Origin of the sequence: Nocardia cyriacigeorgica (assembly GCF_010858045.1) — a bacterium.
Classification (GTDB): Bacteria; Actinomycetota; Actinomycetes; order Mycobacteriales; family Mycobacteriaceae; genus Nocardia; species Nocardia cyriacigeorgica_E.
Genome location: NZ_JAAGVC010000002.1, coordinates 21,073 through 43,692 on the forward strand (window position 1 = coordinate 21,073; position 22,620 = coordinate 43,692).

Below are 22,620 nucleotides of genomic sequence, written 5' to 3' on the forward strand. Positions count from 1 at the left end.
GCCGGCGCCTGATGGGACGGTGTCCGGAACGGAGACGAAGTGCCTAGCTAGTGATCTTTCCTCCAACTTCACTGCCGCCACGGATTCGATAACGGCGGTATGTCAGCTACGTCACATGGATGTCATCCACGTATTGCGAACACTAGGCCAGGTCGAAATAAAAAGGAACTAAATGCTCTAAAAAAATCGGACAAGCGTCCAGATAGGGACCGGTGCGACCGGCCGCGGGCGGCTTTCTACCCGCGAGCAGCTCGGGCCCCCGCATGTGAGCTATCGCACTTTCAGATGGGCAGACTATGAGCCGAAACGTTGCATCTGCGTTGCATCCGCGCCCAGGCGCCGATCGAGCACCCGGATCTTGGCCTCGATCTGGGCGAACAGCGGCGAATCGCGATCAACGGTCGAGCGGTAGGCGACCCACGCGGCGGCGTCGTCGCGTCCCTCGGCAGTGGCGGTCCAGCGCCGCAGCGCCGCGGGATCACGCGAATCCAGCACCGAGGTCCGCAGCCGAACCCGCAGCTCATCGCGCAGATCGACGATGCCGGGCGCGTTCGAACGCGGCAGCACCGGGCCCGCGTACAACCGCAATGCCGCATCGACGTCACCGGAGTCCAGGGCGGCGCGCAGGAAGTCGATATCGGTGGCCACCGGCACCTTCAGCCGGTACGGCCGGGAACCGAACACCTCGGGCCCGACCACCGTGCGCAGCCGGGACATGGCGGCGCGGATGGTGCCGTTGTCCAGGTCGGTGTCGTCGAGCAGCAAGGCCAGATGGTCGGCGCCGAGCCCTTCGGGGTGCTCGGTGAGCAGCAGCAGGATCTCGGCGTGACGTTGCGACAGCGGCACCCGCTTCCCGGCGATGCTCAGCTGCGGCTGGCCGAGACCGAGCACATCGAGCCCGAGCCTGCCCCGATCCGGCGCCGCCTGGTGTCGATCGCGGGCACCGGCCGGTGCGTGCCGATCGGCCCGCATGGCCGTGAGCAGCAGATCCATTTCCGCTGCCGTGGCGGCGGCTTTCACCAGAGCCAGGATCTCGGGCCTGGCCACTCGTACTCCGCCGGCGATCATCAGCACGCCGACCAGCCGGCCATCCGGATCGTGCACGGGGGCGGCGGCACCGGTGAGCTGATGCATCCGGTGCAGGAAGTGTTCCGGGCCGTGGATCCAGGCGGCGCGTCCGGTGCGCACCACCATGCCGACGGCATTGGTGCCGATACGGCGTTCGCTCAGGTCGTCGCCCGCGCGCAGCCCGATCTCGGCGGCGGCGCTGATCCGCTCGGCGTCGCCGTGCACCGACAGCACCCGCCCGAACTGGTCGGCCACCACGACGATCAAACCGGTCCGGGCGGCGTCCTCGACGAGCAGCTTGTCGATCAACGGCATCAGCGCGGCGATCGGATGGGCGTCGCGGTAGCGCTGGAGGTCCGCGCCGCGCAGCCCGCGACCGTCGACGACGTCCATCGGATCGATGCCACCGCGAACACTGCGCAACCACGATTCGAGCACCGCGGGGCGCAACAGACCGGCGAGCCGGGACAGCCGCTCACCACCGGCACCGAGATATCCATGCGCTTGAGCGGCATAGGCTTCCAGTGCACCGAGCTGCGTGCCAGGTTCTACTCCATGCCGCGAGGGGCGACCACCCGCAAGATTGCTGACCATTTGCCTTTCACCTACGACAAACTGTACCGGCGGGTACCGGCAACGACCGGCGGATGATCAGGTTTGTCCGCCAGGTCACACACGTCACGCCCGTCCCGTGAGTGTGAGCCACCTGGCATCGCGGGGCGTGGGTCAGCCGGACAACAGTTCGGCGGCGCGCTCGCCGATCAGCACCGCCGTCGCCTGCGGGCCACGGCCCAGCGGCACCGGCACGATGGACAGGTCGGCCACCGCGAGACCGTCGACGCCGTGCACCCGGCAGCGCGCGTCCACCACGGCGCGGGTGTCGCAGGCAGAGCCCATGCGGCAGGTGCCGGACAGATGTTGTGAGGTGGCCAGATGCGCGGTCAGCCAGTCGTCGGAGACCACCCCGGGAACCGGCTCCCCGGGGACCGCCCCCATCGCGTCCATGATCTCCGCCGACAACCGCACGGCCGCGCGCAGCCGGTCCCGATCCAGCCGCTGTTCCAGGTAGCGCTGGTCGATCCACGGCCGGTCCGCCGGATCGGCCGAACGCAGCCGCAGCTCGCCCGACCCGTGCGGGCGCATCAATGCGAGCGCGAACTGCCGGATTCCCGGCGTGAAAGCCATCGTGTACGGCCGGATTTCGATATCGCCGAGCTCGAGCACGTATTCGAGTACCTGGCTGCGCCGGTGTGGCGCGTCGTGCCGGTAGTCGATGCCGATCTCGGGATGGTCGGTGCACCATTCGCCCACCGGCAGCGCCTGCACGACCGGGATGCCCAGCGCGCGCAACCGCGCCGGATCACCGATGCCCGAACGCAGCAGCAGTGCGGCCGATTCGATCGCGCCCGCGCACAGCACGATCCGATCCGCCGCGATGAATTCCACGATGCCCGCACGCAGGCATTCCACCCCGATCGCCCTGGTCCCTCTGAACCGGATCCCGAGCGCGCTGGTGCCGGCCGACACGGTGAGGTTCGGCCGGGTGAGCGCCGGCAGCAGGTAGGCCTGTGCACTGCCGACGCGCAGGCTCGTGCCGGCACGCCGATCGATATTGGCCGGCACCGCGCCGAAACCCTTGTCCGCCGCGTCGGGCGCGTTCAGGTCCGGTATCTCGTCGAATCCGGTCGCCGCGGCCGCCCGCACGAACGCCTCGGTCAGCGGGCTCCGGGTGGCCGGGCGGCGCACTGGGATGGGCCCTTCGGCGCCGTGCCCGGGCTGCGCGCCGAAGTCGTGATCATGTTCGAGGCGGCGCATCGGCTCGATCAGCTCGTCGTAAGTCCAGCCGCCGGTGCCGATCTCGCGGCTCCACGCGGCGAAATCGGCGGCGGGCGCGCGCACGAAATAGCACCCGTTGATCGACCCCGACCCGCCGATCACCCGTCCGCGCACCGTGGTGGACGTGGTGGTCGCCGTCAGCTGGATCGGATAGCGCCACAGCAGCGCCTCGTCGTCGAGCGGCAGTTCGGTGCCGTCACGCAGGCCGGGCGGGAAGCCGTCGGGCGAGGTCCAGATCGGCCCGGCTTCCAGCAGTCGCACTCGGTGATCCGGGTCGGCGCTCAGGCGCGCGGCGAGCACGCAGCCCGCGCTGCCTCCGCCGACGATCAGCGTGTCAGCCATCCGGACCCATCGGCGCTCAGCGCGGCGGGGCGGTGGGCTTGAGCGCTTCGATACTGCGGGCCCGCCACGCGCCGAGCCACAGGCCGGTGCCGTAGGCGATGTCGTCGATGCGGCGGAAGGCGATGTAGCGCAACGGGTCGAGCCCGCCCGCGTCGCGGTGGGTGAACCAGTCGGCCAGGCCGTCGGCCAGCGCCATCGTCACCGCGATGCGCCGGATCCGCCGGGAGGCCACCATCGCCAGCACGGTGACCGGCCAATAGTGCCTGCACATGGCCGAGGCGAGGCGCCACAGTCCGGCGAAGAAGCCGCGGGCCAGATAGATCGACGCGATCCGGGTGGGATTGTCGAGTTCGCCGAAGACGCGGCGCAACCGGCCCAGCGCGGCCACCAGGGTGAGCACGCCGCCGACGAATCCCCAGCGGGTCAGCGTGCCGAACAGCACCGCGGCCAGCATGGTCCACGACGGCACCGACAGCGGCGACACCATGCCCGCATGCCGTGCGCCCAGCGGCGCGGCGCCGGTGCCGTAGAACATCTTCCGGTTGAACCAGGCCCGGAAGGACACCCGGTGATCGTGGGCGACGTGCGCGGCGGGTTCGTAGCGCAACCGCCAGCCCGCCCGCTCCAGCCGCCAGCACAGGTCGACGTCCTCGGCGACGTGCATCGACTCGTCGAACCCGCCCTCGGCCAGCAGCGCGCCCCGCCGCACCAGCAACGCCGCACTCGGCACGTAGGACACCATCCCGCGCGATTGCACGGCCGATTCGCGCCTGCCCAGATCCAGCGAGGATCGGGTGTGCTCGTAGCGGGCCAGCGCGTTGGATTCGGGATCCAGCGCGACGATCCTCGGCGCGACCAGCGCGACCTCCGGATCGCTGAAATGCCCGAGCATGACCTCGAGCCAGCCGCTGCGTGGCACCACATCGGAATCCAGGAACGCCACGAACTCGGTTGTCGCCGCCCGCAATCCGGCATTGCGCGCGGCGGCCGGGCCGAGCGCGCGCTCATGCCGCAGCACGCTGACCTGGCAGCGGCCACCGGCCACCGGCGGTACCCGCACGGGCAGGTCGGAGCCGTCGTCGACGACGATCACATTGTGCCCGCGCAGGGCCGCCAACAGCCGCGCCAGACCCTCGGCATTGTTGTGCAGCGGCACGATGATGGTGACGTCCTCGGGCGAGGGCAGCAGTCGCGGCCGGGGGTTGGCCACCCCGGAATCGAGCAGCCGCCTGGCAACGACGGCGGACTTCGGGCCGTTGACCTCGAGGTACCCGTCGCCGATCATTTCGGCGGCTTCCGGGGCAAGGCGCAGCAACCTCGCGGGTGTTCCTCCGATCAGGATGCGTCCCCCGGAGTATGCGCGTACCCGTGGATCGATCCGCACCCCGAATCCGTCGGGAAGGCGATCATGGCGCATTCCTGGCATGTTAGACGGAGTTCGCTCGGCTGACATCAACAGTCGCGAAACACGCAACCAGTTCCGGAGTATTTCGCGTGGTAGGCCCGGTAACCGACAGGATCTGCGTTGCTGAAGGATTACTGAGCGAGTCCTCGCTCCGACGGCAACCGAGCGGCAATCGCGTACCGCGCGGTCGGTGCGCGAGCCGCTCGCGGCCCGCGCACCGGTTCCGGCTAACGCCGCGCGCCTAGCCCAGCGGGCTTTCGTCACAGGCCCGTGACGGCCGCCGCGGCGGCGTGCTCAGGGTGAGCGGCACCGGCCCGGATTTGCGGCCACCAGAACGCCGCGGGGTGCTGCGCCGCGAGTGGTCGACCGACGAACGCGGCACCACCCGGCCCGCGTCGGCGAGGGCCGCCGCGCCGTAGCCCTGCACGCACTCCGGGTCCGGCCCGTCGGCAGGCAGACCGGTGAAGAACTTCGCCGCCATGCAGCCGCCGCGGCACGCATCGTAATGCGCACACGACGAGCAGGCGCCGCCGCCGGTAGGTTCGCGCAGCTGCCCGAACAACGCCGATTCCTTCCACACCGTCGCGAAACCGCCGTCGGCGACGACGTTTCCGGCGTGGAAGCGGTCGTGGATGGCGAACGGGCAGGCGTAGACGTCGCCCACCGGATCGACCAGGCACACCACCCGGCCCGCGCCGCACATGTTCAACCCGGGCAGCGCCTCACCGAAGGCCGACAGGTGGAAGAACGAGTCGCCGGTGAGCACACCGTCACCGTTGCGCAGCAGCCATTCGTAGAGTTCGCGCTGCTGTTCGGGCAGCGGATGCAGCTCGTCCCACACATCGGCGCCGCGCCCGGACGGGCGCAGCCGCGTCAACCGCAAAGTGGCGCCGTAGCGGTCGGCGATCTCCTTGAACTGGTCGAGCTGGGCGATATTGTGCCTGGTCGCCACCACCGACAGCTTGGCATCCTGGAAACCCGCCGCGGCAAGGTTTTCCAGCGCTCGGATGGCCATGTCGTACGAACCGGGACCGCGCACCGCGTCGTTGACGGCGGCATCGGCGCCGTCGAGCGAGATCTGCACATCCACATAGTCGCTGGCGGCCAGCCGCGCGGCGACCTCCGGCGTGATCCGGACGCCGTTGGTGGAGAACTTGACTCCCACCTGGTGCGCGGTGGCGTAATCGACCAGTTCCCAGAAGTCCGGGCGCACAGTCGGTTCGCCGCCGCCGATATTGACGTAGAAGATCTGCATGCGCTGGAACTCGTCGATGAGCGCCTTGCACTGCTCGGTGCTCAGCTCGCGCGGATCGCGCCGGCCCGACGACGACAGGCAGTGCACACAGGACAGATTGCACGCGTAGGTGAGTTCCCAGGTCAGGCAGATCGGCGCGGCCAGGCCGGATTCGAAGCGATCCACCAGCCGCACGGCGCGGTCGTCGTCGGCCGCGAAGGTCATCGGCTCCGGGGCCGCGGCCAGCGGCGCCGCCTCGGGGGCGCCGACGATCATCTGCGAATCGGCCAGCTGCGCCAGCGCTTTCACATACGGCGCGGCCGCGGCGTCATCGATGCCGGCGGCCCGCATGGCGGTGCGCACCGACGGCTGTGCGGGCAGTGACCGCACGATCTCGACGATCCTCGGGTTCTTCAGAAACGACAGCTTCCGCGTGCCGAAGTGATACAGCAACGCGCCGAACGGTTCCGGCCGCAGGGCAACCCGCGGATGCAGTTGCCAGCGCGTATCGAGATCGAGCATGGTCACCGCTCCTCTCAGCTCAGTAGACGCCGCACATACCGTCGATGGAGACCTCTTCGATGAGCGATTCCTCCACCAGCGGTGTGTCCTCGGCCGAGCGCTGCGCGACCGCGGCGATCGGGCCGTGGTTGTCGGTGTCGGCGGGTCCGTTGAGCCCCTTGTCCGGCATGGCTACCTCCACTCTGTTGGGCACTGTGGTCGCGGCCACAGGTGTAGCCGCGCTCACACACCATAACGTCATGAACTGACAAAAAGAAGCCGTTTCGGCCGACGAACCGACAGCGCCCGCACCGAGCCCTCTAAACTTTCCGGTGGCAAGCAGCTGAACAGGACGTGACGGGCGCACGCGCCCGCGGTGGTAGAGGTGGCATGGGAGTCGGGCGAACGCAGGCCAGCGGGGGCGGTAATACCCTCTCCGAATCAGAGATCGTGGAAGCCGCGCTGCGGGTGGTCCGCGCCGACGGTGTGGACAAGCTGTCGATGCGCCGGCTATCGCGCGAACTGGGCGTTTCCCCGATGGCCCCGTACTACTACGTGGCCGATAAACGGGAGCTACTCGACCTGGTGGCCACCGCGGCACTGGCCGGTGTGCGCAAACCGCCGCCGGAGTCGGGCCCGTGGCAACAGCGGCTGCGTGAACTCATCGACCAGATCGATGAGAAACTACGCAAGCACCCCGGCCTCGGCGATGTGCTGATCGAGCAGATGCTCGGTAAGCAGCTCGACATCATCGCCGCGGTGATGGAGATCCTGTTCGACGCGGGATTCAGCGATCGCAACGTGCTGGCCGCCTACGCGACCATCCACACCTTCCTGTTCGGTCGCAGCCGGGTGAACCCGCGTGACCGGTCGGTGCTGACCGACGTCACGTTGCCCGATGCGGTGGCCCGCGCCACCAAATACATGCCCGACCTGCGCGGCAAGTATTCGTACGACTTCGGCATGGGTGTGCTGATCGCCGGGCTGGAAGCCCAGCTTGTCCAGCAGCCCGATCCCGACGTACGATAAAACTGAAACACGTTCTAGTTTTGCCGTCCGGCACCGGATCGGCCGCGCACACGTTCGAGAGGACGCCATGACCACCGTCGAAGTTCCACACGGCTCACGATCGGTCGTGCTGCGGGTAGCCGCGGTCATCGCCGAGACCGCCGATACCTGCTCACTGGTCTTCGACGTTCCCGAAGAGTTGCGCGAACGCTTCCAGTACCAGCCGGGCCAGTTCCTGACCCTGCGCATCCCCAGCGACCTGACCGGCTCGGTCGCGCGCTGCTATTCGCTGGCCAGCTCGCCCTACACCGACGACCGGCCCAAGGTCACCGTCAAGCGCACCGAGGGCGGCTACGGCTCCAACTGGCTCTGCGACAACATCACCGCCGGTTCCGAGATCGAGGTGCTGCCGCCGTCGGGCGTGTTCACCCCGAAGGATCTCGACGAGGATCTGCTGCTGTTCGGCGCGGGCAGCGGTATCACCCCGGTCATGTCGATCCTGAAATCGGCGCTGGCCCGCGGCACCGGAAAGATCGTGCTGGTCTACGCCAACCGCGACCCGGAATCGGTGATCTTCGCCGACGAACTGCGTGAACTCGCCGACAAGCATCCGCAGCGCCTCACCGTCATCCATTGGCTGGAACCGCTGCAAGGCCTGCCCACCGCCGACGCGCTCGCCGGGCTGGTGCGCCCATACACCGGCTACCGCGCCTTCATGTGCGGTCCGCGCCCGTTCATGGACCGCGTGCACGACGCGCTGGCCCAGCTCGACGTCCCGCGCAATCGCACCCACGCCGAGATCTTCAACTCACTGGCCGGTGACCCGTTCGCCGATCAGGCGCCGGTCGAGGTCAGCGACGAAGAGGCCGCCGACGCCGCCACCGTCGAGGTCGAACTCGACGGCGAGGTGCACGAACTGCGCTGGCCGCGCAAGCAGACCCTGGTCGACATCATGCTGTCCAAGGGCCTCGACGTCCCCTACTCCTGCCAGGAAGGCGAATGCGGCTCCTGCGCCTGCACCGTCCTCGAAGGCAAGGTCGAGATGGAGAACGCCGAAATCCTGGATCCCGAGGACATCGAGAACGGATACATCCTCGGCTGCCAGGCGCGGCCGGTCACCGATCACCTGAAGATCCAGTTCTGAGCCGGTTCGGCGCCTGACTCCGGCCGGGTCGGTTCGGTCGGCGAAGCGGTATATCGGGATTCCCGCGCTCCGCTATCGCATCGCGCGGTAGCGGGCGCGGCTTTCCGGATCCAGATGCTCGGTGGCGTAACTCAAAGCGGTACGTCCCATCTCGGCCGCGTGCCGATCGAGGAAATCGATCAGCAGCTGACGATCCACGCGCTTGCCGACCTCGCGCAACATCCAGCCCAGCGCCTTCTGGATCAGATCGTGCCGGTCGGTGAGCAGTCGCTCGCTCAGCGCGAACGTGGTGGAGGCGTCACCGGCCTTGATGAAGGCGAAGGTGGACAGCAGCGCGACCCGGCGCTCCCACAGCGAATCCGAGTCGGCCAGCTCGAACAGCAGCTCGCGCGGCTTGTCCAGCAGCCACGGGCCGACGATGCGCTCGGCCGAGACGTCGACCAGATCCCAGTTGTTCACCCGGCCGCGCCGCACCGCGTCCAGGTAGAACCGCACCATCTCGGCACGGGCGGCCTCGTCGAAGGTGCGCGGCTTGGAGGCCCTCTCGAAACGAGTGTTGAGGATGATCAGACCCGCCAGCCGTTCCTCGTGCACCGGGCTGTCGAGCAGTTCGTCGATCTCGGTGAGCGCAAGCGCCGCAAACCGTTTGGCGACGGTGCGGGTGGCGGGCACCCGGACGCCGATGAAGACGTCGCCCTCGCCGTATTCGCCGGGGCCGGTCTTGAAGAACCGCTGGAGGTGCACCGCGTCGGCGGGATCGGCGTGCTCGGCGAGGGCGGCCCGCACCTGCTCGGCGGTGGCGTTCTCGGTCAACGTGTGGCCTCCGATCGCGGTGTGCCGGGCGGTCAGCCGGTCGCGCCGAGCGCCCGCCCGGGTTCGAAAGCGGCAGCGGCGGCGGGCAGTTCGCCGGGGCGGCCGCTGTTGAGCACCCGCACCGTACCGTTGCCGGTGCTCGGCCGGCCCAGCGCGTCCATGCGCCGGATCGTCTGCGCGGCAACGGCCTGGGCGCTGTCGAACAATCGCACCCCGTCCGGCAGCGCGGCCACGATGCTGTCGACGACCAGCGGATAGTGGGTGCAGCCGAGCACCACACCCTCCACGTCGTCGGGAGTCCGCTCGGCCGCCGCCGCGATCGCGGCACGGGCAGCCACCAGATCGCCGGCGTCGATCGCATCGGCCAGACCGTGGCAGGCCACGCCGGTCACCGTCGCGTCACCGCCGAAGCGGGCGATGAGATCGGCCTGGTAGCGGCTCGCGGTGGTGGCCGCGGTGGCCCATACCGCCACCGAGCGGCAGGCGGCCGCGGCCGGTTTGATCGCCGGCACGGTGCCGATCACCGGAATGTCCGGGCCGACGTCCGCGCGCACCTGGTCGAGCGCGGTCACGCTCGCGGTATTGCACGGCAGCACGATCACCTCGGCGCCCATCGTCAGCGAGGCGCGTGCGGTCGCGACCACCCGCTCGATCACCCATTCCTCGGGTTTCGGCCCCCAGGGGGCTCCGTCGGGATCCAGTTGCAGCACCAGATCCACATCCGGGCGCAGCTTGCGCAGCCATGCCGCTGTCGGCAGCGAGCCGAGACCGGAATCGATGAGCGCGACGATCACACAGACAAAGGTATTAGCCCGCGCCGAGCAGCTCCGCCACCGGGGCACCCGCCGCGATCTTCGCCCTGGTCTTCATCACCTGTGCGGTCATCCCGGCGCCGACCACGCCGGTGAGCTTGCCGTCCTGGGTGTAGTAGGCCAGGAACTTGCGCCCGTCATCGGAGACGATGTGGATCTCGTCGGTGGGCCGTGGCGTGCCGAGCGCCTGGATCTTCACGTCGTACTGATCGCTCCAGAAGTAGGGCACCCGGGCGGCGGTGGGCGGCTCGGCGCCCAGCAGCGCGCAGGCCAGCAGCTTCGCCTGCTCGCCCGCATTGGTCCAGTGCTCGACGCGGGTGCGTGCGCCGTCATCGTGCAGCCAGGCGGCGACGTCGCCGACAGCCCACACACCCGGCGCCGACGTCCGACCGACCTCGTCGGCGAGCACGCCGCCGCCTGCCGACGGTTCGGCCAGTTCGATGCCGGAATCGGCCAGCCATTCGGTCACCGGACGTGACCCGACGCCGATCACCACCAGCTCGGCCGCGACCTCGGTCCCGTCGGTCAGCAGCGCGCCGCGCACTCGGCCGTCGTCGGCGGCGAGCAGCGAATCGACGCCGATGCCGCAGCGCAGGTCGACGCCCTCGTCCCGGTGCATGCGCGCCACCAGCGCACCGACCTGCTCGCCGAGCACCGAGGCCAGCGGCGTCGGCTGCGGCTCGACCAGCACCACTCGGACATCGCGCGCGCGGAAGCTGGCGGCCACCTCGCAGCCGATGAATCCGGCGCCGATGACCAGGGCGGTCGTGGCGTCGCCGAGTTCGGCGCGCAGTGCGCTGGCGTCGGCGTGATCGCGCAGTACATGCACGCCGTCGAGCTCGGGCAGGCTGGGCAGCCTGCGCGGGCGCAGCCCGGTGGCGATGATCAGTTCGCTGTAGTCGAGCACCGAGCCGTCGGCCAGCCGCAAGCGCCGGGCGGCGGTGTCGACGCCGACCGCCTCCTGGTTCAGCCGCAGATCGATCTTCTTCTCGGTGAAGAACTCCGCGGGCCGCAGCGTGGTGTCGTCGGTCTCGCCGCGCACGAATTGCTTCGACAGCGGGGGGCGGTCGTACGGCGGCCGCGATTCGTCGCCGAGCAGGATCAACTCACCCTCGTAGCCCGCGCGGCGCAACTCCTCCGCGGTGCGCAAGCCGGCCAGACCGGCCCCCACGATCACGATCGGCGCTGCAGTCATGCCGGCATCCCTTCCTTCGGGCCGTCCGTTCGGCCACCTCGCTGACGACAGTCCACCCTAACGTCCGCTTGGTCGGTGCTGTAGTGAGGACCATCACCTTCACCGTGCCATCGATTGCCACGCAATCGTGTCCGTTCCGCTATCGACCGGGCGGTCAATCAGGTCTATACCGAGGTCAGGACGGATTTTCGGGTCTGTCCGCACCAGTAGATGCAAGGAGGCATTTATGTTCACCGAAAGCCGTGCGCAAGATTTCCTGGCCGTAGTGCTGGGCGTCTTCGCCGCACTCTCACCGCTCTGGGTGGAGACGAACGATCGGGCCATGTGGTCGTTGATCGTGCTCGGTGTGCTCATCGCACTGACCGGTCTGGCGCAGATGTACCGAGCTGAGATGGCCTCCGCCGATTACGCGATGGGCCTGTTCGGCGTGCTGATGTTCCTGTCCCCGTGGGTCATGGACTTCAGCGGCTTCAGTGGCGCATCCTGGACCGCATGGGTGGTCGGCGTCGTGACGGTCGTGGTCGCGGTGGCGGCGCTGCCCGCGGTCTCGGGACGGTTGCACGATATGGCTCCGCACCACTGAGACGGCCATGACCAGACCCCGTCGAGCCGGGCGTCGCCGCAGCGCGAAAACCGACGGCGACGCCCGTCAACTCATCTTGGACGCGGCCGAAAAGCTGTTCGCCGCACAGGGATTCGACGGCACCCCGACGGCGGCGATCGCCGAGGCCGCGGCCGTGCCCAAGGGCCTGGTTTTCTACTATTTCCCCACCAAGAACTCGATTCTGTCGGCCCTGATGGCCGAACGGGTACCGCAACAACCGATCAGCGACATCGACACCGTGGTCGAGCCGGGTGATCCGGTGGCCAGTCTGGTCAATCTCGATGCGGCGCTGAACCTTCGCGACCATCATTCCTCGGTGTTGCGCGTCATCATGTGGCGCGAGGCCGACACCCACCCCGACGTCCGCCGCCAGGTGCGCAAGCTGCGCGATCAACTCCTCGACGTCACCGCCCGCGTCCTCCAGGCCAGCGCCCCCGCCCCGGTCCGCCCCGGCACCCTGCGCGCCTGCGCCGCCGCCTGGGTCTCGGCCATGTTCGCCATCGCCAGCACCGACCGCCTGCACGCCCTCGACGGCGTCCCCCTGCCGACGACCGACGAAATCCTCAACGTCGCCCAGGTGGTCGCCGCTGGCATGACGCAACTGGGCTGAACCCGTCGAGCATCCGGCCGGAGAACGGTTGCACTCGATCAGCCCGCTACCTGACCTCGATGATCTTCTCCCCGGCTCCGAGCATCTGTACGACAGTGGGCAGGATCGGCAGGAACCTCCCGAGGAGTTCCTTCCTCGAGCAATTACCGATTCTGATCCAGATCACGGCCGGTGATGGAGCATCCGGTCGGCTCCGGCCCATGAGGATGAAATCCTCGTCCTTGGTGACAATGGCGGCACCCCGCTCGAGCGCTTCTGCCCAGACATCGACATCCGGGGCGGATAACAAGCCGATGTCGCAGACGTGCACAGCGTCATGGCCCTCCTCCGTCAACGCGCGTGCCAGTGCTGGTGGCAGTTGTGCGTCGACGACGAACCTCAAGAGGCGGTCCGCAGAATCGGATGGTCTGCCTCGGCCGCTGCGAACGCGAGGCAGGCGCGGATGTCCGCCAACTCCAAGTAGGGATAATCCTCGAGGATGGAGTCCTCCGTCTCGCCTGCTGCGAGTAGTTCGAGTACATCGCTCACCCGGATGCGCATACCGCGAATGCAGGGGCGGCCCCCGCACTGATTCGGATCGAACGTAATCCTCGACACCTGATCCAGCATAGCGGCGTCGGGCCGCCGGTCTCCAGCCACGACACCCCGGCTCACCTGCGCGATCGTCGCGCCGAACCGTGGTAGCAATAGCTGCCATGCAGGTTATCCAGCGTTTGATAACCGGCGCGCTCCTCGGCGCCTCTGCGGTTCTGCTGGCCGGGACGGTTCCTGCCCCGGCGTTACCTCGCTACCCCGTGGCCGATCCCGACCCGTTCTACGCGCAGCCCGCCGATCTCGCGGCGTACCAGCCCGGTGATGTGCTGGCGGTGCGGCGGTTGCCGCCGCTGCTGACCTTTCCCGGATCCACGCTGACGCTGGTGAAGTTCCGGTCGACCAATTCGCGCGGGCTGCCCATCGCGGCCACCACCACCGTGGTGACGCCGCCGGGGCACCGCCCGGACGGGCCGTTGCTGTCGTATCAGCACATCATCAACGGGTTGGGCCCGAACTGCGCGGTGTCGCGGGTGCTCTACACCAGCGATCCGAACCTCCAGGTCCGCGAGGCCGTCGCGCTCAATGCCTTGCTGCTGCGCGGCTGGAGCATCGCACTGCCGGATCATCTGGGCCCCACCTTCGCCTACGGCGCCGCCAAGCTCGGCGGGCAGATCACGCTCGATGGAATCCGTGCCGTGCAGCGCGTTCCGGAGCTGGCGGTGCAGCACAGCCCCGTCGCGATGGCCGGGTACTCCGGTGGCGGCATGGCCACGGCGTGGGCGGCCGCGCTGGCGCCGAGCTACGCGCCGGAGCTGAAACTCGCCGGTGCCGCGGCCGGCGGCGTGCCCGCGAACCTGATGCGCATGATCGAAGCGCTGCAATTCGATCCGCATCCGGCGTTCGGGCTGGTGCTGGCGGCGGCGATCGGGCTGGAACGCGAGTACCCGCACCGCTTCCCGATCAGCGACAACCTCAATGCCGCCGGGATCGCGGCACGTGACGCCATGGCCAACGGCTGCACCAACGACATCCTCGCCACCGGCGCAGGCCGCAGCGTCCGCGATTACGCCAGCAATACCTCGCTCATGCACGATGCCGACGCCAGGGCGGTGCTGGAGGAGAACAGCATCGAGCTCTTCGATGGTGTGCCGAACATGCCCATCTTCGAATGGCATTCACCCACCGACCCACTCATCCCGGTCGACTCGCTCGTCTCGATCAACCGCCGCTACTGCGCGGCGGGCGTGCCGGTGCAGGCGGAAACCATTCCGACACCGGAGCATCTGTCGGCCGCGGTACTCGGGATGCCGCTGATGGTGGCGTGGCTGGATGCGCGCTTCCGCGGCGAGCCCGCACCGAGCAACTGCTGAGTCGCGCTATCCGGCGCCCAGCCCCCGTAACGCCACCTCCACCTGGTGCTCGATGGCGGGCGGCGTGCGGTCGGGCAGCAACTGCACGACACGGATGAGCGCCAGGAACTGGTAGGCGATATCGCGGGCGGTCACGTCGGCGGCCAGGGTGTGGTCGGTGTGGGAGCGCGCGAGGGCGGCGCGGCCGATTTCGGTGAGGTGCGCGAGGCATCGGTCGAGATCGGCGTCCGAGGGTTGGCCGCCTGCGAGTACGTCGATCATTGCCTGGTTGGCGGCGAGGCCGGTGAGTGCGGTGGTGAAGAACTCGCGCAGTGCCTCGATCGCGGAGGCCTGCGCGGGGAGGGCGGCCTCGGCCAGTGCGGCGAAATCGGTGCCGGTCACCGCCTGGACGAGGTGTTCGCGGGTGGGGAAATGCCGGTAGAGGGTGCCGATGCCGACTCCGGCGGCCGCGGCGACGGCACGCATGTCCACGGCCATGCCGTTGTTGCGGAAGGCCTCGCTCGCGGCGGCCAGGATCCGCTCCTTGTTCTCGGCGGCGTCACGGCGTTGCCTGCGGTCGTCTGCCATGCGAACACTATAGCTATGTGGAACCTCGGTTCCGGTTGATGCTAGGCTGTTCCGGAACACATGTTCCGGAACAGGAGAATGCGATGCGGACGATCGTGATCACCGGCGGCACCGACGGGATGGGCGCCGCACTGGCGCACCACTTCCTGGAAGCGGGAGACCATGTGGTGGTGATCGGGCGCAGCCGCGCCAAGTTCGAGGCCTTGGTCTCCGCCGTCTCGACGCCCGCGGCAGCGGAATTCCTCGAGGCCGATCTCTCATCGGTCGCCGAGAGCCGTCGTGTGGTCGATCGACTGCGGACGACGTACGAGCGCGTCGACGCACTTGTGCTCGCGGCATCGTTCATCCGGCAACGCCGCCGGCAGACGCCCGAGGGGCACGAAGCGTCCTGGGCGCTGTTCTTTCTCAGCAAATACGTCGTCGTTTCCGGCCTCACCGAACTGCTGCGCGCATCGCCGCGGCCGGTCGTGGTCAACACCGCCGTCCCTGGCGCACGCGCCGACGCCATCGATTTCGATGATCCGGAGATGACCGAGGAATTCACCTTCCGGCGGTCCAATGCCCAGCAACGACGCGCGAACGAATTGCTCGGCATCCTCGCGACGGAGGCGAATCCGCACCTCATGTACGTGACGTGGGGGCCGAGCCGCCTGGTCCGCACCAGCTTTGCCGGCGAGGTCGGGATGGGTATGCGGCTGTCGGCCGCCGTGCTCGGACGGCTACTCGGCCAGCGCCCGGAATCCGCGGTCCGCCCTATCATTCGACTCATCGACGATCCCCGCCCCGGACGCTTCGCCTACCGCGGCACCCGCGACATCGCCCTCGCCGACGGCGACCGCGAGACTCACGACGCCGCGCGTCTTGCGACGATGATCGAGGCCGACTTGCACTGACCCACAGGAGCTCCCACCACCGCAGAGGTAATGGACCGCCGAAACCGTTCGGACGCAGGCCGCGGCGGGAGCCCGGCGGTGCGGCCGAACCGCAGACGCCGACACGCCGCAATACACCGCCCTCGGGTAAGAATGACCTCATGGATGCCGATTACAACGGTCTCGGAGATGGACTTCGCGCTCGCCAGGAGGGTTTTCACCGCACCGAACGGGAGCAGTCCGAACCGGCCGTCGCCATGGCTGCCGGGTTGACGGGAGCGGACACGAACACCAACGGGGCGATCACCAATGGGTCGCTGCCCACCCGCACGGCCGCGCAGCCCTCCGCATTCGACTGGTCCCCGGCTCAGCTTCCGCCCATGCCCGAGCCGCGGCGATCGGCCCCGGCACCGGAACCCGAGCCCGCGCACGGCATCGGCCTGACCGGCGTGGACAACACGGCAAACGCACAAGCCGCGCCGGCGCCGACGCCGACCGAACGGCCCGCGACCGCGGAAGCCGAAACACCTTCGCCCGCACCGGCTCCCGCGCCCAGCCCGCGCCCCGCGATCCCGTCGCGCCGCGCGGCCCGTGCCGCCGCCGAAGCCGCCGCCGACGCCCCCGCCGAACCCCCACTCCCACTACCGAACGCCGATGGCGGCGTCGACCTACACCGCATCATGCGGCTGCTGCTGGCCAGCGACGAACTCAACGCCCTGGCCACCAAGGCCGAAGCGGGCACCCTCTCCCCCGACGAGGTCGTGCGAACCGCCCGCCGCACCCGCGCCGCAGCGGTCGAGGTGGTCTCCGCGTGGTACGGCGGCTCCACCCAGATGGTGAAGTTCGCCCAGGCACTGTTACAGGCCGCCGGCGAATCGGACTGAGAAGTCCTGGCCGCACCGGCCGGCCGTACACCACTCGCGAAAAACAAAACGGCGCCGACGGTACGGCCACCTTCGCGGATCGCGAAGCGCAGGCCCTCGTCCATGGCGACCGGCTGGATCAGCTTGACGGACATCTCGGTGTTGTCACCGGGCATGACCATCTCGGTGCCCTCGGGCAGGGTCACAACGCCCGTCACGTCAGTGGTACGGAAGTAGAACTGCGGACGGTAGTTGTTGAAGAACGGGGTGTGGCGGCCACCCTCGTCCTTGGACAGGATGTAGGCCTGGCCCTCGAACTCGGTGTGCGGGGTGGTGGTGCCCGGCTTCACGACGACCTGGCCGCGCTCCACGTCCTCGCGCTTGATGCCACGAACCAGCAGACCGACGTTGTCGCCCGCCTGGCCCTGGTCGAGCAGCTTGCGGAACATCTCGATACCGGTGACCGTGGTCTTGGTCTTGTCCGGGCGGATGCCGACGATCTCGACTTCCTCGTTCACGTTGATCACGCCACGCTCGACGCGACCGGTGACGACGGTGCCACGACCGGTGATGGTGAAGACGTCCTCGACGGGCATCAGGAACGGCTTGTCGGTCTCACGCACCGGGTCCGGGATGGACTCGTCGACAGCGTTCATGAGCTCGACGACCGAGTCGACCCACTTCTGGTCGCCCTCGAGCGCCTTCAGGCCGGAGACGCGGACGACGGGGGCGTCCTCGTCGAACTCCTGCGAGGCCAGCAGCTCGCGGACCTCCATCTCGACGAGCTCGAGGATCTCCTCGTCGTCGACCATGTCCGACTTGTTCAGCGCGACCAGGATGTAGGGCACGCCGACCTGACGGGCGAGCAGCACGTGCTCGCGGGTCTGCGGCATTGGGCCGTCGGTGGCGGCGACCACGAGGATGGCGCCGTCCATCTGCGCCGCACCGGTGATCATGTTCTTGATGTAGTCGGCGTGACCCGGGGCGTCGACGTGCGCGTAGTGGCGCTTCTCGGTCTGGTACTCGACGTGGGAGATGTTGATCGTGATACCACGAGCCTTCTCCTCAGGCGCCTTGTCGATCTGGTCGAAAGCGAAGCTCTCGTTCAGATCCGGGTACTTGTCAGCCAGCACCTTGGTGATCGCTGCGGTCAGCGTGGTCTTGCCGTGGTCGACGTGACCGATGGTGCCGATGTTGACGTGCGGCTTCGTCCGCTCGAACTTCGCCTTCGCCACTGTGGTGTCCTCCTGGACTTGTTGGTGCGTGCAGTTGCAGCAGTGCGGTTTTTACTTACAGGGGTCGTGCAGACGCCCGGCCGATGGGGCAGGACACGAGTCCTGCCCCGTCGTACTACTCGCCGGTCGCCTTGGCGATGATCTCCTTCGACACGTTGGCCGGAACCTCCGCGTACGAATCGAACACCATGGAGTAGTTCGCCCGGCCCTGGGTCTTCGACCGCAGGTCACCGATGTAGCCGAACATCTCCGAGAGCGGAACCAGCGCCTTGACGACACGGGCACCACTGCGTTCCTCCATGGCCTGGATCTGGCCACGGCGGGAGTTCAGGTCGCCGATCACATCGCCCATGTAGTCCTCGGGCGTGATGACCTCGACCGCCATGAGCGGTTCGAGGATCACCGGACCGGCCTTCTTGGCCGCTTCCTTCAGGGCCTGCGAGCCGGCGATCTTGAACGCCATCTCCGAGGAGTCGACGTCATGGTACGCGCCGTCGAGCAGGGTCACCTTCAGGTTGACCAGCGGGTAACCGGCGAGCACACCGTACTGCATGGCGTCCTGCGCACCGGCGTCGACCGATGGGATGTACTCGCGCGGCACGCGGCCGCCGGTGACCTTGTTCTCGAACTCGTAGGTCGCGCCGTCCTCGCCGACGAACGGCTCGACCGCGATGATGACCTTCGCGAACTGACCGGAACCACCGGTCTGCTTCTTGTGCGTGAATTCGAGCTTCTCGACCGGACGGGTGATCGTCTCACGGTAGGCCACCTGCGGCTTACCGACGTTCGCCTCGACCTTGAACTCGCGCTTCATCCGGTCGACGAGGATGTCCAGGTGCAGCTCGCCCATGCCGCCGATGACGGTCTGGCCGGTCTCCTGATCCAGCTTCACCGAGAAGGTCGGGTCTTCTTCCGACAGCTTCTGGATCGCGGTGCCGAGCTTCTCCTGGTCGGACTTGGTCTTGGGCTCGATAGAGACCTCGATGACCGGGTCCGGGAAGGTCATGGACTCGAGCACGATCTGGTTGTTCGGATCGCACAGGGTGTCACCGGTGGTGGTGTCCTTGAGGCCGATGACCGCGTAGATGTGGCCGGCGGAGACCACGGGAACCGGGTTCTCCTTGTTGGAGTGCATCTGGAACAGCTTGCCCAGACGCTCCTTCTTGCCCTTGGTCGCGTTGATGACCTGGGCGCCGGAGTCGACCTTGCCGGAGTACACGCGGATGTAGGTCAGCTTGCCGAAGAACGGGTGCACCGCGATCTTGAACGCCAGGGCCGCGAACGGCTCGTCGGCGCTCGGCTTGCGGGAGATGACCTCTTCCTCGTTGCCGGGGACGTGACCCTGCACGGACTCGACGTCCAGCGGCGAGGGCAGGTAGTCGACGACGGCGTCGAGCATGGGCTGCACGCCCTTGTTCTTGAACGCCGAACCACACAGCACGGGGTAGAGCTCGGAGGACACGGTCATCTTGCGGATGGCGCCCTTGATCTCGTCGATCGTGAGCTCTTCGCCACCGAAGAACTTCTCCAGCAGCGCCTCGTCCGACTCGGCGACGGTCTCGAGCAGTTCCTGACGGTACTGCTCGGCCTTCTCCTTGAGATCGGCCGGGATTTCCTGGACCTCGTACTTCTCACCGAGCTTGGTCTCGCCGGTCCACACCTTGGCGTTCATCTCGACCAGGTCGACGATGCCCTCGAAGGTGTCCTCCGCGCCGATCGGCAGCTGGATGACCAGCGGCTTGGCGCCGAGGCGGTCCTTGATGGTCTGCACGGTGAAGTAGAAGTCCGCACCGAGCTTGTCCATCTTGTTGACGAAGCAGATGCGCGGCACGTCGTACTTGTCGGCCTGACGCCACACCTGCTCGGACTGCGGCTCGACACCTTCCTTGCCGTCGAAGACGGCGACGGCGCCGTCGAGCACGCGCAGCGAACGCTCCACCTCGACGGTGAAGTCCACGTGGCCCGGGGTGTCGATGATGTTGATCTGGTTCTGGTTCCAGAAACACGTCACCGCCGCGGAGGTGATGGTGATGCCGCGTTCCTGTTCCTGTTCCATCCAGTCGGTGGTCGAGGCACCATCGTGGGTCTCACCGATCTTGTAGTTCACACCGGTGTAGAACAGGATTCGTTCGGTTGTCGTCGTCTTGCCCGCATCGATGTGGGCCATGATGCCGATGTTGCGGACCTTGTTCAGGTCGGTGAGCACGTCCTGTGCCACGGAAATCTTCCCCGCTCTGCTTCGTTAGCGATCAGCTAGTTGGGATTCTCGGGGACGACCGGGGAGGTCGCCACTATGTCAACGCCGGAAGCGGCACCGAAGTGCCGCCCCCAGCCGCGATACCTGCCGACCCCACCAGCGATGGGCCGGGCAGACGTCACCAGCGGTAGTGCGCGAACGCCCGGTTGGACTCGGCCATCTTGTGGGTGTCCTCGCGGCGCTTCACCGAGGCGCCGAGGCCGTTGCTGGCGTCGAGCAGCTCGTTGGCCAGGCGCTCGACCATGGTCTTCTCCCGGCGCGCACGCGAGAAGTTGACCAGCCAGCGCAGCGCCAGGGTGTTGGCGCGGCCCGGACGGACCTCGACCGGCACCTGGTAGGTGGCGCCACCGACGCGACGCGGCTTGACCTCGAGCGACGGCTTGACGTTGTCGAGGGCACGCTTGAGGGTGACGACCGGATCGGTGCCGGTCTTCTCGCGCGCCTGCTCGAGTGCACCGTAGACGATGCGCTCGGCGGTCGACTTCTTGCCGTCGAGCAGGATCTTGTTGACCAGCTGGGTGACCAGCGGCGACCCGTAGACCGGGTCGTTGATCAACGGACGCTTGGGAGCGGGGCCCTTGCGCGGCATATCAGCTCTTCTCCTTCTTGGCGCCGTAGCGGCTGCGGGCCTGCTTGCGGTTCTTCACACCCTGGGTGTCGAGGGAGCCGCGGATGATCTTGTAGCGCACACCGGGGAGGTCCTTCACACGACCGCCACGGACGAGCACCATCGAGTGCTCCTGCAGGTTGTGGCCTTCACCCGGGATGTACGCCGTGACCTCGACCGCGCTGGTCAGGCGAACACGCGCGACCTTACGCAGCGCGGAGTTCGGCTTCTTCGGGGTCGTGGTGTACACACGCGTGCACACGCCACGGCGCTGCGGGCTCCCCTTGAGGGCCGCGGTCTTGGTCTTGGCGACCTTGTCACGGCGACCCTTACGGACCAGCTGGTTGATGGTTGGCATAGACCGGCTTTCCTTATTGGTTAATGCGGTGTCGTATACGTGTCATCGAGCATTCACTCGCACGTCCGGCCACGTTTCTCGCGTCCCGAGGTCGGGCGTGTCGCGCGCAGGTCAGGGGCCCTATTTCAGGGCACGCTGGAACTGTCAGCCGCTCTCGCTGGCCTACGTTCTGCGCTCGAACTTGCCCGCATGCTTCCGGGCACAGCGATCCACGATACTCGGCAGCCGGAGCATGGGTCAAAGCGGGGTCGCTCACGCGGCCGGCCGCGCGGCGCTCACCTGGCCAGATTCAAGGTCAGCTCCACGAGTTTCTTGGCGGCGGCGCACGGATCGGGATGTGCCGAGCCGGGGCGGTAGTTCACCCACCATCCCACGATGCCGGTATCCGCGGCACTCGCGCTCACGCCACAGGAGTCCGGATCGCCGGGCCGCCGTGTCTCCAGCGCGCTGCGGCCCTGCACGGTGATCGTGGTGGTGGTGTAGCCGAGCTTGTCGTTATTGGTGCGCTCGTTGTTGAGCGAGCCGATCTCGTACCAGTTCAGCGTGACCATGCCGCCGCCGGTCGCGCCGCCCTCCAGATCCCACATGCAGACCGCGCCGTAGAACGAGGGCTGCACGAAGCCGGTCTCGTCGACGACCTTCGCGATCTGATCCTGGGAGACCACATCGCATTCGCGCAGCAACTTGTCGAAATCGGTATCGACCGTGCTCGCCTCGGCGGCGCCCGCCGGTTGGGCCGAACCTTCGACGGTGCGTCCGCAACCGCCGAGCACCAGGGTCAGGCCGACGGCCGCCGTCACCGCCAGCGTCGTGCGCACGCGCCCACCCGTGCCGCTCATCACCGCTCCCCTCATTGCAGCCTCTGCACGGTCAGCTCGGCCAGCTTGCGCATCTTGTCGCACGGATTGCCGCCGTTGGCCTCGAACAACCCGTAGGACATCGACCATTCGAAGAAGTCGTCGCCGATCTGCACCGCGAGGTCGCAGACCGAACCGCTCGGCTCCAGCGCCTGGAAGCCGGTCTTGCCCGCCACCTCGATCGACTGCGGATTGCGGCCCTGGGTGGTGACCCAGGCGCGCTCGCGTTCGATCGGGCTGCCGCGGAAGGAGGCGAAGGTGACGCTGGTGGATCCGCTGCCCGCGGCCTGCCAATTGCAGCCGGTGGAGTTCTTGAACACCTGCGAGACCTGGGCCATCCCGGCGATCTGGCGCACTTCGTCATCGGTGACGTGGCCGCATTCGCCGACGAACGGACCGAGCGTGGCGACCTTCGGCGGCGGCCGGTGCGGGGCCTGCGGAGATTCGTCCCCCTCGCTGGAGCCGCACGCCGACAGCAACAACGTCAGGGCCGCCACCGAGACGAGGACCGACGGGATACGCATGCGA

At 67.9% G+C, this 22,620-nt stretch carries 22 protein-coding genes and 1 pseudogene; 6 read left to right on the forward strand and 17 right to left on the reverse strand.

Annotated features, from left to right (window positions below; translation table 11 throughout):
• Positions 1-294: 294 nt before the first annotated feature.
• From GV790_RS02315 to mftA, 5 genes are all read right to left on the reverse strand, one after another.
• Positions 295-1,662: a GAF domain-containing protein gene (locus tag GV790_RS02315; RefSeq protein ID WP_175585783.1), complete on the reverse strand. Its 1,368-nt coding sequence runs from the start codon at positions 1,660-1,662 to the stop codon at positions 295-297.
• A 132-nt stretch (positions 1,663-1,794) separates the two neighbouring features.
• A complete protein-coding gene (gene mftG, locus GV790_RS02320) occupies positions 1,795-3,246 on the reverse strand; it encodes a mycofactocin dehydrogenase MftG (protein ID WP_163809998.1) in 1,452 nt (483 codons plus the stop codon).
• 16 nt (positions 3,247-3,262) lie between these two features.
• Positions 3,263-4,663 carry a mycofactocin biosynthesis glycosyltransferase MftF gene (mftF, locus tag GV790_RS02325; RefSeq protein WP_163810000.1) on the reverse strand — a complete coding sequence of 467 codons (1,401 nt, stop codon included), beginning with the start codon at positions 4,661-4,663 and terminating at the stop codon, positions 3,263-3,265.
• Positions 4,664-4,892: 229 nt separating this feature from the next.
• Complete coding sequence (gene mftC, locus GV790_RS02330; RefSeq protein ID WP_163810009.1) at positions 4,893-6,407, reverse strand: mycofactocin radical SAM maturase; 1,515 nt, start codon at positions 6,405-6,407, stop codon at positions 4,893-4,895.
• A 19-nt stretch (positions 6,408-6,426) separates the two neighbouring features.
• On the reverse strand, positions 6,427-6,525 hold the full coding sequence (mftA, locus tag GV790_RS31720) for a mycofactocin precursor MftA (protein WP_197731646.1): 99 nt from the start codon (positions 6,523-6,525) through the stop codon (positions 6,427-6,429).
• A 251-nt stretch (positions 6,526-6,776) separates the two neighbouring features.
• Here mftA and mftR2 point away from each other — a divergent pair, with 251 nt between their 5' ends.
• Entirely contained in the window at positions 6,777-7,415 is a 639-nt protein-coding gene (mftR2, locus tag GV790_RS02340) for a mycofactocin system transcriptional regulator MftR2 (RefSeq protein ID WP_138450426.1), read from the forward strand.
• A 67-nt stretch (positions 7,416-7,482) separates the two neighbouring features.
• Positions 7,483-8,538 carry a ferredoxin--NADP reductase gene (locus GV790_RS02345; protein WP_163810013.1) on the forward strand — a complete coding sequence of 352 codons (1,056 nt, stop codon included), beginning with the start codon at positions 7,483-7,485 and terminating at the stop codon, positions 8,536-8,538.
• 72 nt (positions 8,539-8,610) lie between these two features.
• Here GV790_RS02345 and GV790_RS02350 read toward each other — a convergent pair whose 3' ends face one another.
• From GV790_RS02350 to GV790_RS02360, 3 genes are read right to left on the reverse strand one after another with little or no spacing between them, the layout of a single operon-like run.
• Positions 8,611-9,351: a DNA alkylation repair protein gene (locus GV790_RS02350; protein ID WP_163810015.1), complete on the reverse strand. Its 741-nt coding sequence runs from the start codon at positions 9,349-9,351 to the stop codon at positions 8,611-8,613.
• 32 nt (positions 9,352-9,383) lie between these two features.
• Positions 9,384-10,145 (reverse strand): glutamate racemase, encoded by a 762-nt coding sequence (locus GV790_RS02355; RefSeq protein ID WP_163810017.1) that lies wholly within the window; start codon positions 10,143-10,145, stop codon positions 9,384-9,386.
• A 13-nt stretch (positions 10,146-10,158) separates the two neighbouring features.
• A complete protein-coding gene (locus tag GV790_RS02360; RefSeq protein WP_163810019.1) occupies positions 10,159-11,358 on the reverse strand; it encodes an NAD(P)/FAD-dependent oxidoreductase in 1,200 nt (399 codons plus the stop codon).
• A 226-nt stretch (positions 11,359-11,584) separates the two neighbouring features.
• On the opposite strand from GV790_RS02360, the gene GV790_RS02365 reads away from it, so the two are divergent.
• Complete coding sequence (locus tag GV790_RS02365) at positions 11,585-11,941, forward strand: SPW repeat domain-containing protein (RefSeq protein ID WP_163810022.1); 357 nt, start codon at positions 11,585-11,587, stop codon at positions 11,939-11,941.
• Between the two features lie 7 nt (positions 11,942-11,948).
• Positions 11,949-12,572 (forward strand): TetR/AcrR family transcriptional regulator, encoded by a 624-nt coding sequence (locus GV790_RS02370; protein WP_163810024.1) that lies wholly within the window; start codon positions 11,949-11,951, stop codon positions 12,570-12,572.
• A gap of 46 nt (positions 12,573-12,618) precedes the next feature.
• On the opposite strand, the gene GV790_RS02375 is transcribed toward GV790_RS02370, so the two are convergent.
• The gene (locus GV790_RS02375) at positions 12,619-12,954 is read right to left on the reverse strand and encodes a DUF5615 family PIN-like protein (protein WP_163810026.1); all 336 of its coding nucleotides are present in this window, start codon (positions 12,952-12,954) and stop codon (positions 12,619-12,621) included.
• A complete protein-coding gene (locus tag GV790_RS02380) occupies positions 12,951-13,181 on the reverse strand; it encodes a DUF433 domain-containing protein (RefSeq protein WP_218586368.1) in 231 nt (76 codons plus the stop codon). Before GV790_RS02380 ends, GV790_RS02375 begins: the two co-directional genes overlap by 4 nt.
• 86 nt (positions 13,182-13,267) lie before the next feature.
• Here GV790_RS02380 and GV790_RS02385 point away from each other — a divergent pair, with 86 nt between their 5' ends.
• The gene (locus GV790_RS02385) at positions 13,268-14,476 is read left to right on the forward strand and encodes a lipase family protein (RefSeq protein ID WP_163810028.1); all 1,209 of its coding nucleotides are present in this window, start codon (positions 13,268-13,270) and stop codon (positions 14,474-14,476) included.
• Between the two features lie 6 nt (positions 14,477-14,482).
• On the opposite strand, the gene GV790_RS02390 is transcribed toward GV790_RS02385, so the two are convergent.
• The gene (locus GV790_RS02390; RefSeq protein WP_163810030.1) at positions 14,483-15,043 is read right to left on the reverse strand and encodes a TetR/AcrR family transcriptional regulator; all 561 of its coding nucleotides are present in this window, start codon (positions 15,041-15,043) and stop codon (positions 14,483-14,485) included.
• A gap of 83 nt (positions 15,044-15,126) precedes the next feature.
• Between GV790_RS02390 and GV790_RS02395 the strand changes: the two genes are divergently transcribed.
• The gene (locus GV790_RS02395) at positions 15,127-15,936 is read left to right on the forward strand and encodes an SDR family NAD(P)-dependent oxidoreductase (RefSeq protein WP_163810032.1); all 810 of its coding nucleotides are present in this window, start codon (positions 15,127-15,129) and stop codon (positions 15,934-15,936) included.
• 913 nt (positions 15,937-16,849) lie between these two features.
• Here the strand turns inward: GV790_RS02395 and tuf are convergent.
• The 6 genes and pseudogenes from tuf to GV790_RS02425 form a co-directional block, all read right to left on the reverse strand.
• Positions 16,850-18,013 (reverse strand): annotated as a pseudogene (tuf, locus tag GV790_RS02400) (elongation factor Tu); the annotation flags it as partial.
• A gap of 115 nt (positions 18,014-18,128) precedes the next feature.
• Entirely contained in the window at positions 18,129-20,231 is a 2,103-nt protein-coding gene (gene fusA, locus GV790_RS02405) for an elongation factor G (protein ID WP_036540397.1), read from the reverse strand.
• A 157-nt stretch (positions 20,232-20,388) separates the two neighbouring features.
• Positions 20,389-20,859: a 30S ribosomal protein S7 gene (rpsG, locus tag GV790_RS02410; RefSeq protein ID WP_014353063.1), complete on the reverse strand. Its 471-nt coding sequence runs from the start codon at positions 20,857-20,859 to the stop codon at positions 20,389-20,391.
• Between the two features lies 1 nt (position 20,860).
• On the reverse strand, positions 20,861-21,235 hold the full coding sequence (gene rpsL / locus GV790_RS02415; protein WP_014353064.1) for a 30S ribosomal protein S12: 375 nt from the start codon (positions 21,233-21,235) through the stop codon (positions 20,861-20,863).
• A 275-nt stretch (positions 21,236-21,510) separates the two neighbouring features.
• Complete coding sequence (locus tag GV790_RS02420) at positions 21,511-22,074, reverse strand: DUF3558 domain-containing protein (protein ID WP_256672973.1); 564 nt, start codon at positions 22,072-22,074, stop codon at positions 21,511-21,513.
• A gap of 11 nt (positions 22,075-22,085) precedes the next feature.
• Complete coding sequence (locus GV790_RS02425) at positions 22,086-22,616, reverse strand: DUF3558 domain-containing protein (protein WP_163810036.1); 531 nt, start codon at positions 22,614-22,616, stop codon at positions 22,086-22,088.
• Between the last annotated feature and the right edge of the window lie 4 nt (positions 22,617-22,620).

What these genes read in the sequence shown, in the direction of transcription:
- GV790_RS02315 (WP_175585783.1), bottom strand. Translation starts at nt 1,662, where the DNA reads ATGGTCAGCAATCTTGCGGGTGGTCGCCCCTCGCGGCATGGAGTAGAA.
- mftG (WP_163809998.1), bottom strand. Translation starts at nt 3,246, where the DNA reads ATGGCTGACACGCTGATCGTCGGCGGAGGCAGCGCGGGCTGCGTGCTC.
- mftF (WP_163810000.1), bottom strand. Translation starts at nt 4,663, where the DNA reads ATGCGCCATGATCGCCTTCCCGACGGATTCGGGGTGCGGATCGATCCA.
- mftC (WP_163810009.1), bottom strand. Translation starts at nt 6,407, where the DNA reads ATGCTCGATCTCGATACGCGCTGGCAACTGCATCCGCGGGTTGCCCTG.
- mftR2 (WP_138450426.1), top strand. Translation starts at nt 6,777, where the DNA reads ATGGGAGTCGGGCGAACGCAGGCCAGCGGGGGCGGTAATACCCTCTCC.
- GV790_RS02345 (WP_163810013.1), top strand. Translation starts at nt 7,483, where the DNA reads ATGACCACCGTCGAAGTTCCACACGGCTCACGATCGGTCGTGCTGCGG.
- GV790_RS02360 (WP_163810019.1), bottom strand. Translation starts at nt 11,358, where the DNA reads ATGACTGCAGCGCCGATCGTGATCGTGGGGGCCGGTCTGGCCGGCTTG.
- GV790_RS02365 (WP_163810022.1), top strand. Translation starts at nt 11,585, where the DNA reads ATGTTCACCGAAAGCCGTGCGCAAGATTTCCTGGCCGTAGTGCTGGGC.
- GV790_RS02370 (WP_163810024.1), top strand. Translation starts at nt 11,949, where the DNA reads ATGACCAGACCCCGTCGAGCCGGGCGTCGCCGCAGCGCGAAAACCGAC.
- GV790_RS02380 (WP_218586368.1), bottom strand. Translation starts at nt 13,181, where the DNA reads ATGCTGGATCAGGTGTCGAGGATTACGTTCGATCCGAATCAGTGCGGG.
- GV790_RS02385 (WP_163810028.1), top strand. Translation starts at nt 13,268, where the DNA reads ATGCAGGTTATCCAGCGTTTGATAACCGGCGCGCTCCTCGGCGCCTCT.
- GV790_RS02390 (WP_163810030.1), bottom strand. Translation starts at nt 15,043, where the DNA reads ATGGCAGACGACCGCAGGCAACGCCGTGACGCCGCCGAGAACAAGGAG.
- GV790_RS02395 (WP_163810032.1), top strand. Translation starts at nt 15,127, where the DNA reads ATGCGGACGATCGTGATCACCGGCGGCACCGACGGGATGGGCGCCGCA.
- rpsG (WP_014353063.1), bottom strand. Translation starts at nt 20,859, where the DNA reads ATGCCGCGCAAGGGCCCCGCTCCCAAGCGTCCGTTGATCAACGACCCG.
- rpsL (WP_014353064.1), bottom strand. Translation starts at nt 21,235, where the DNA reads ATGCCAACCATCAACCAGCTGGTCCGTAAGGGTCGCCGTGACAAGGTC.
- GV790_RS02420 (WP_256672973.1), bottom strand. Translation starts at nt 22,074, where the DNA reads ATGAGCGGCACGGGTGGGCGCGTGCGCACGACGCTGGCGGTGACGGCG.
- GV790_RS02425 (WP_163810036.1), bottom strand. Translation starts at nt 22,616, where the DNA reads ATGCGTATCCCGTCGGTCCTCGTCTCGGTGGCGGCCCTGACGTTGTTG.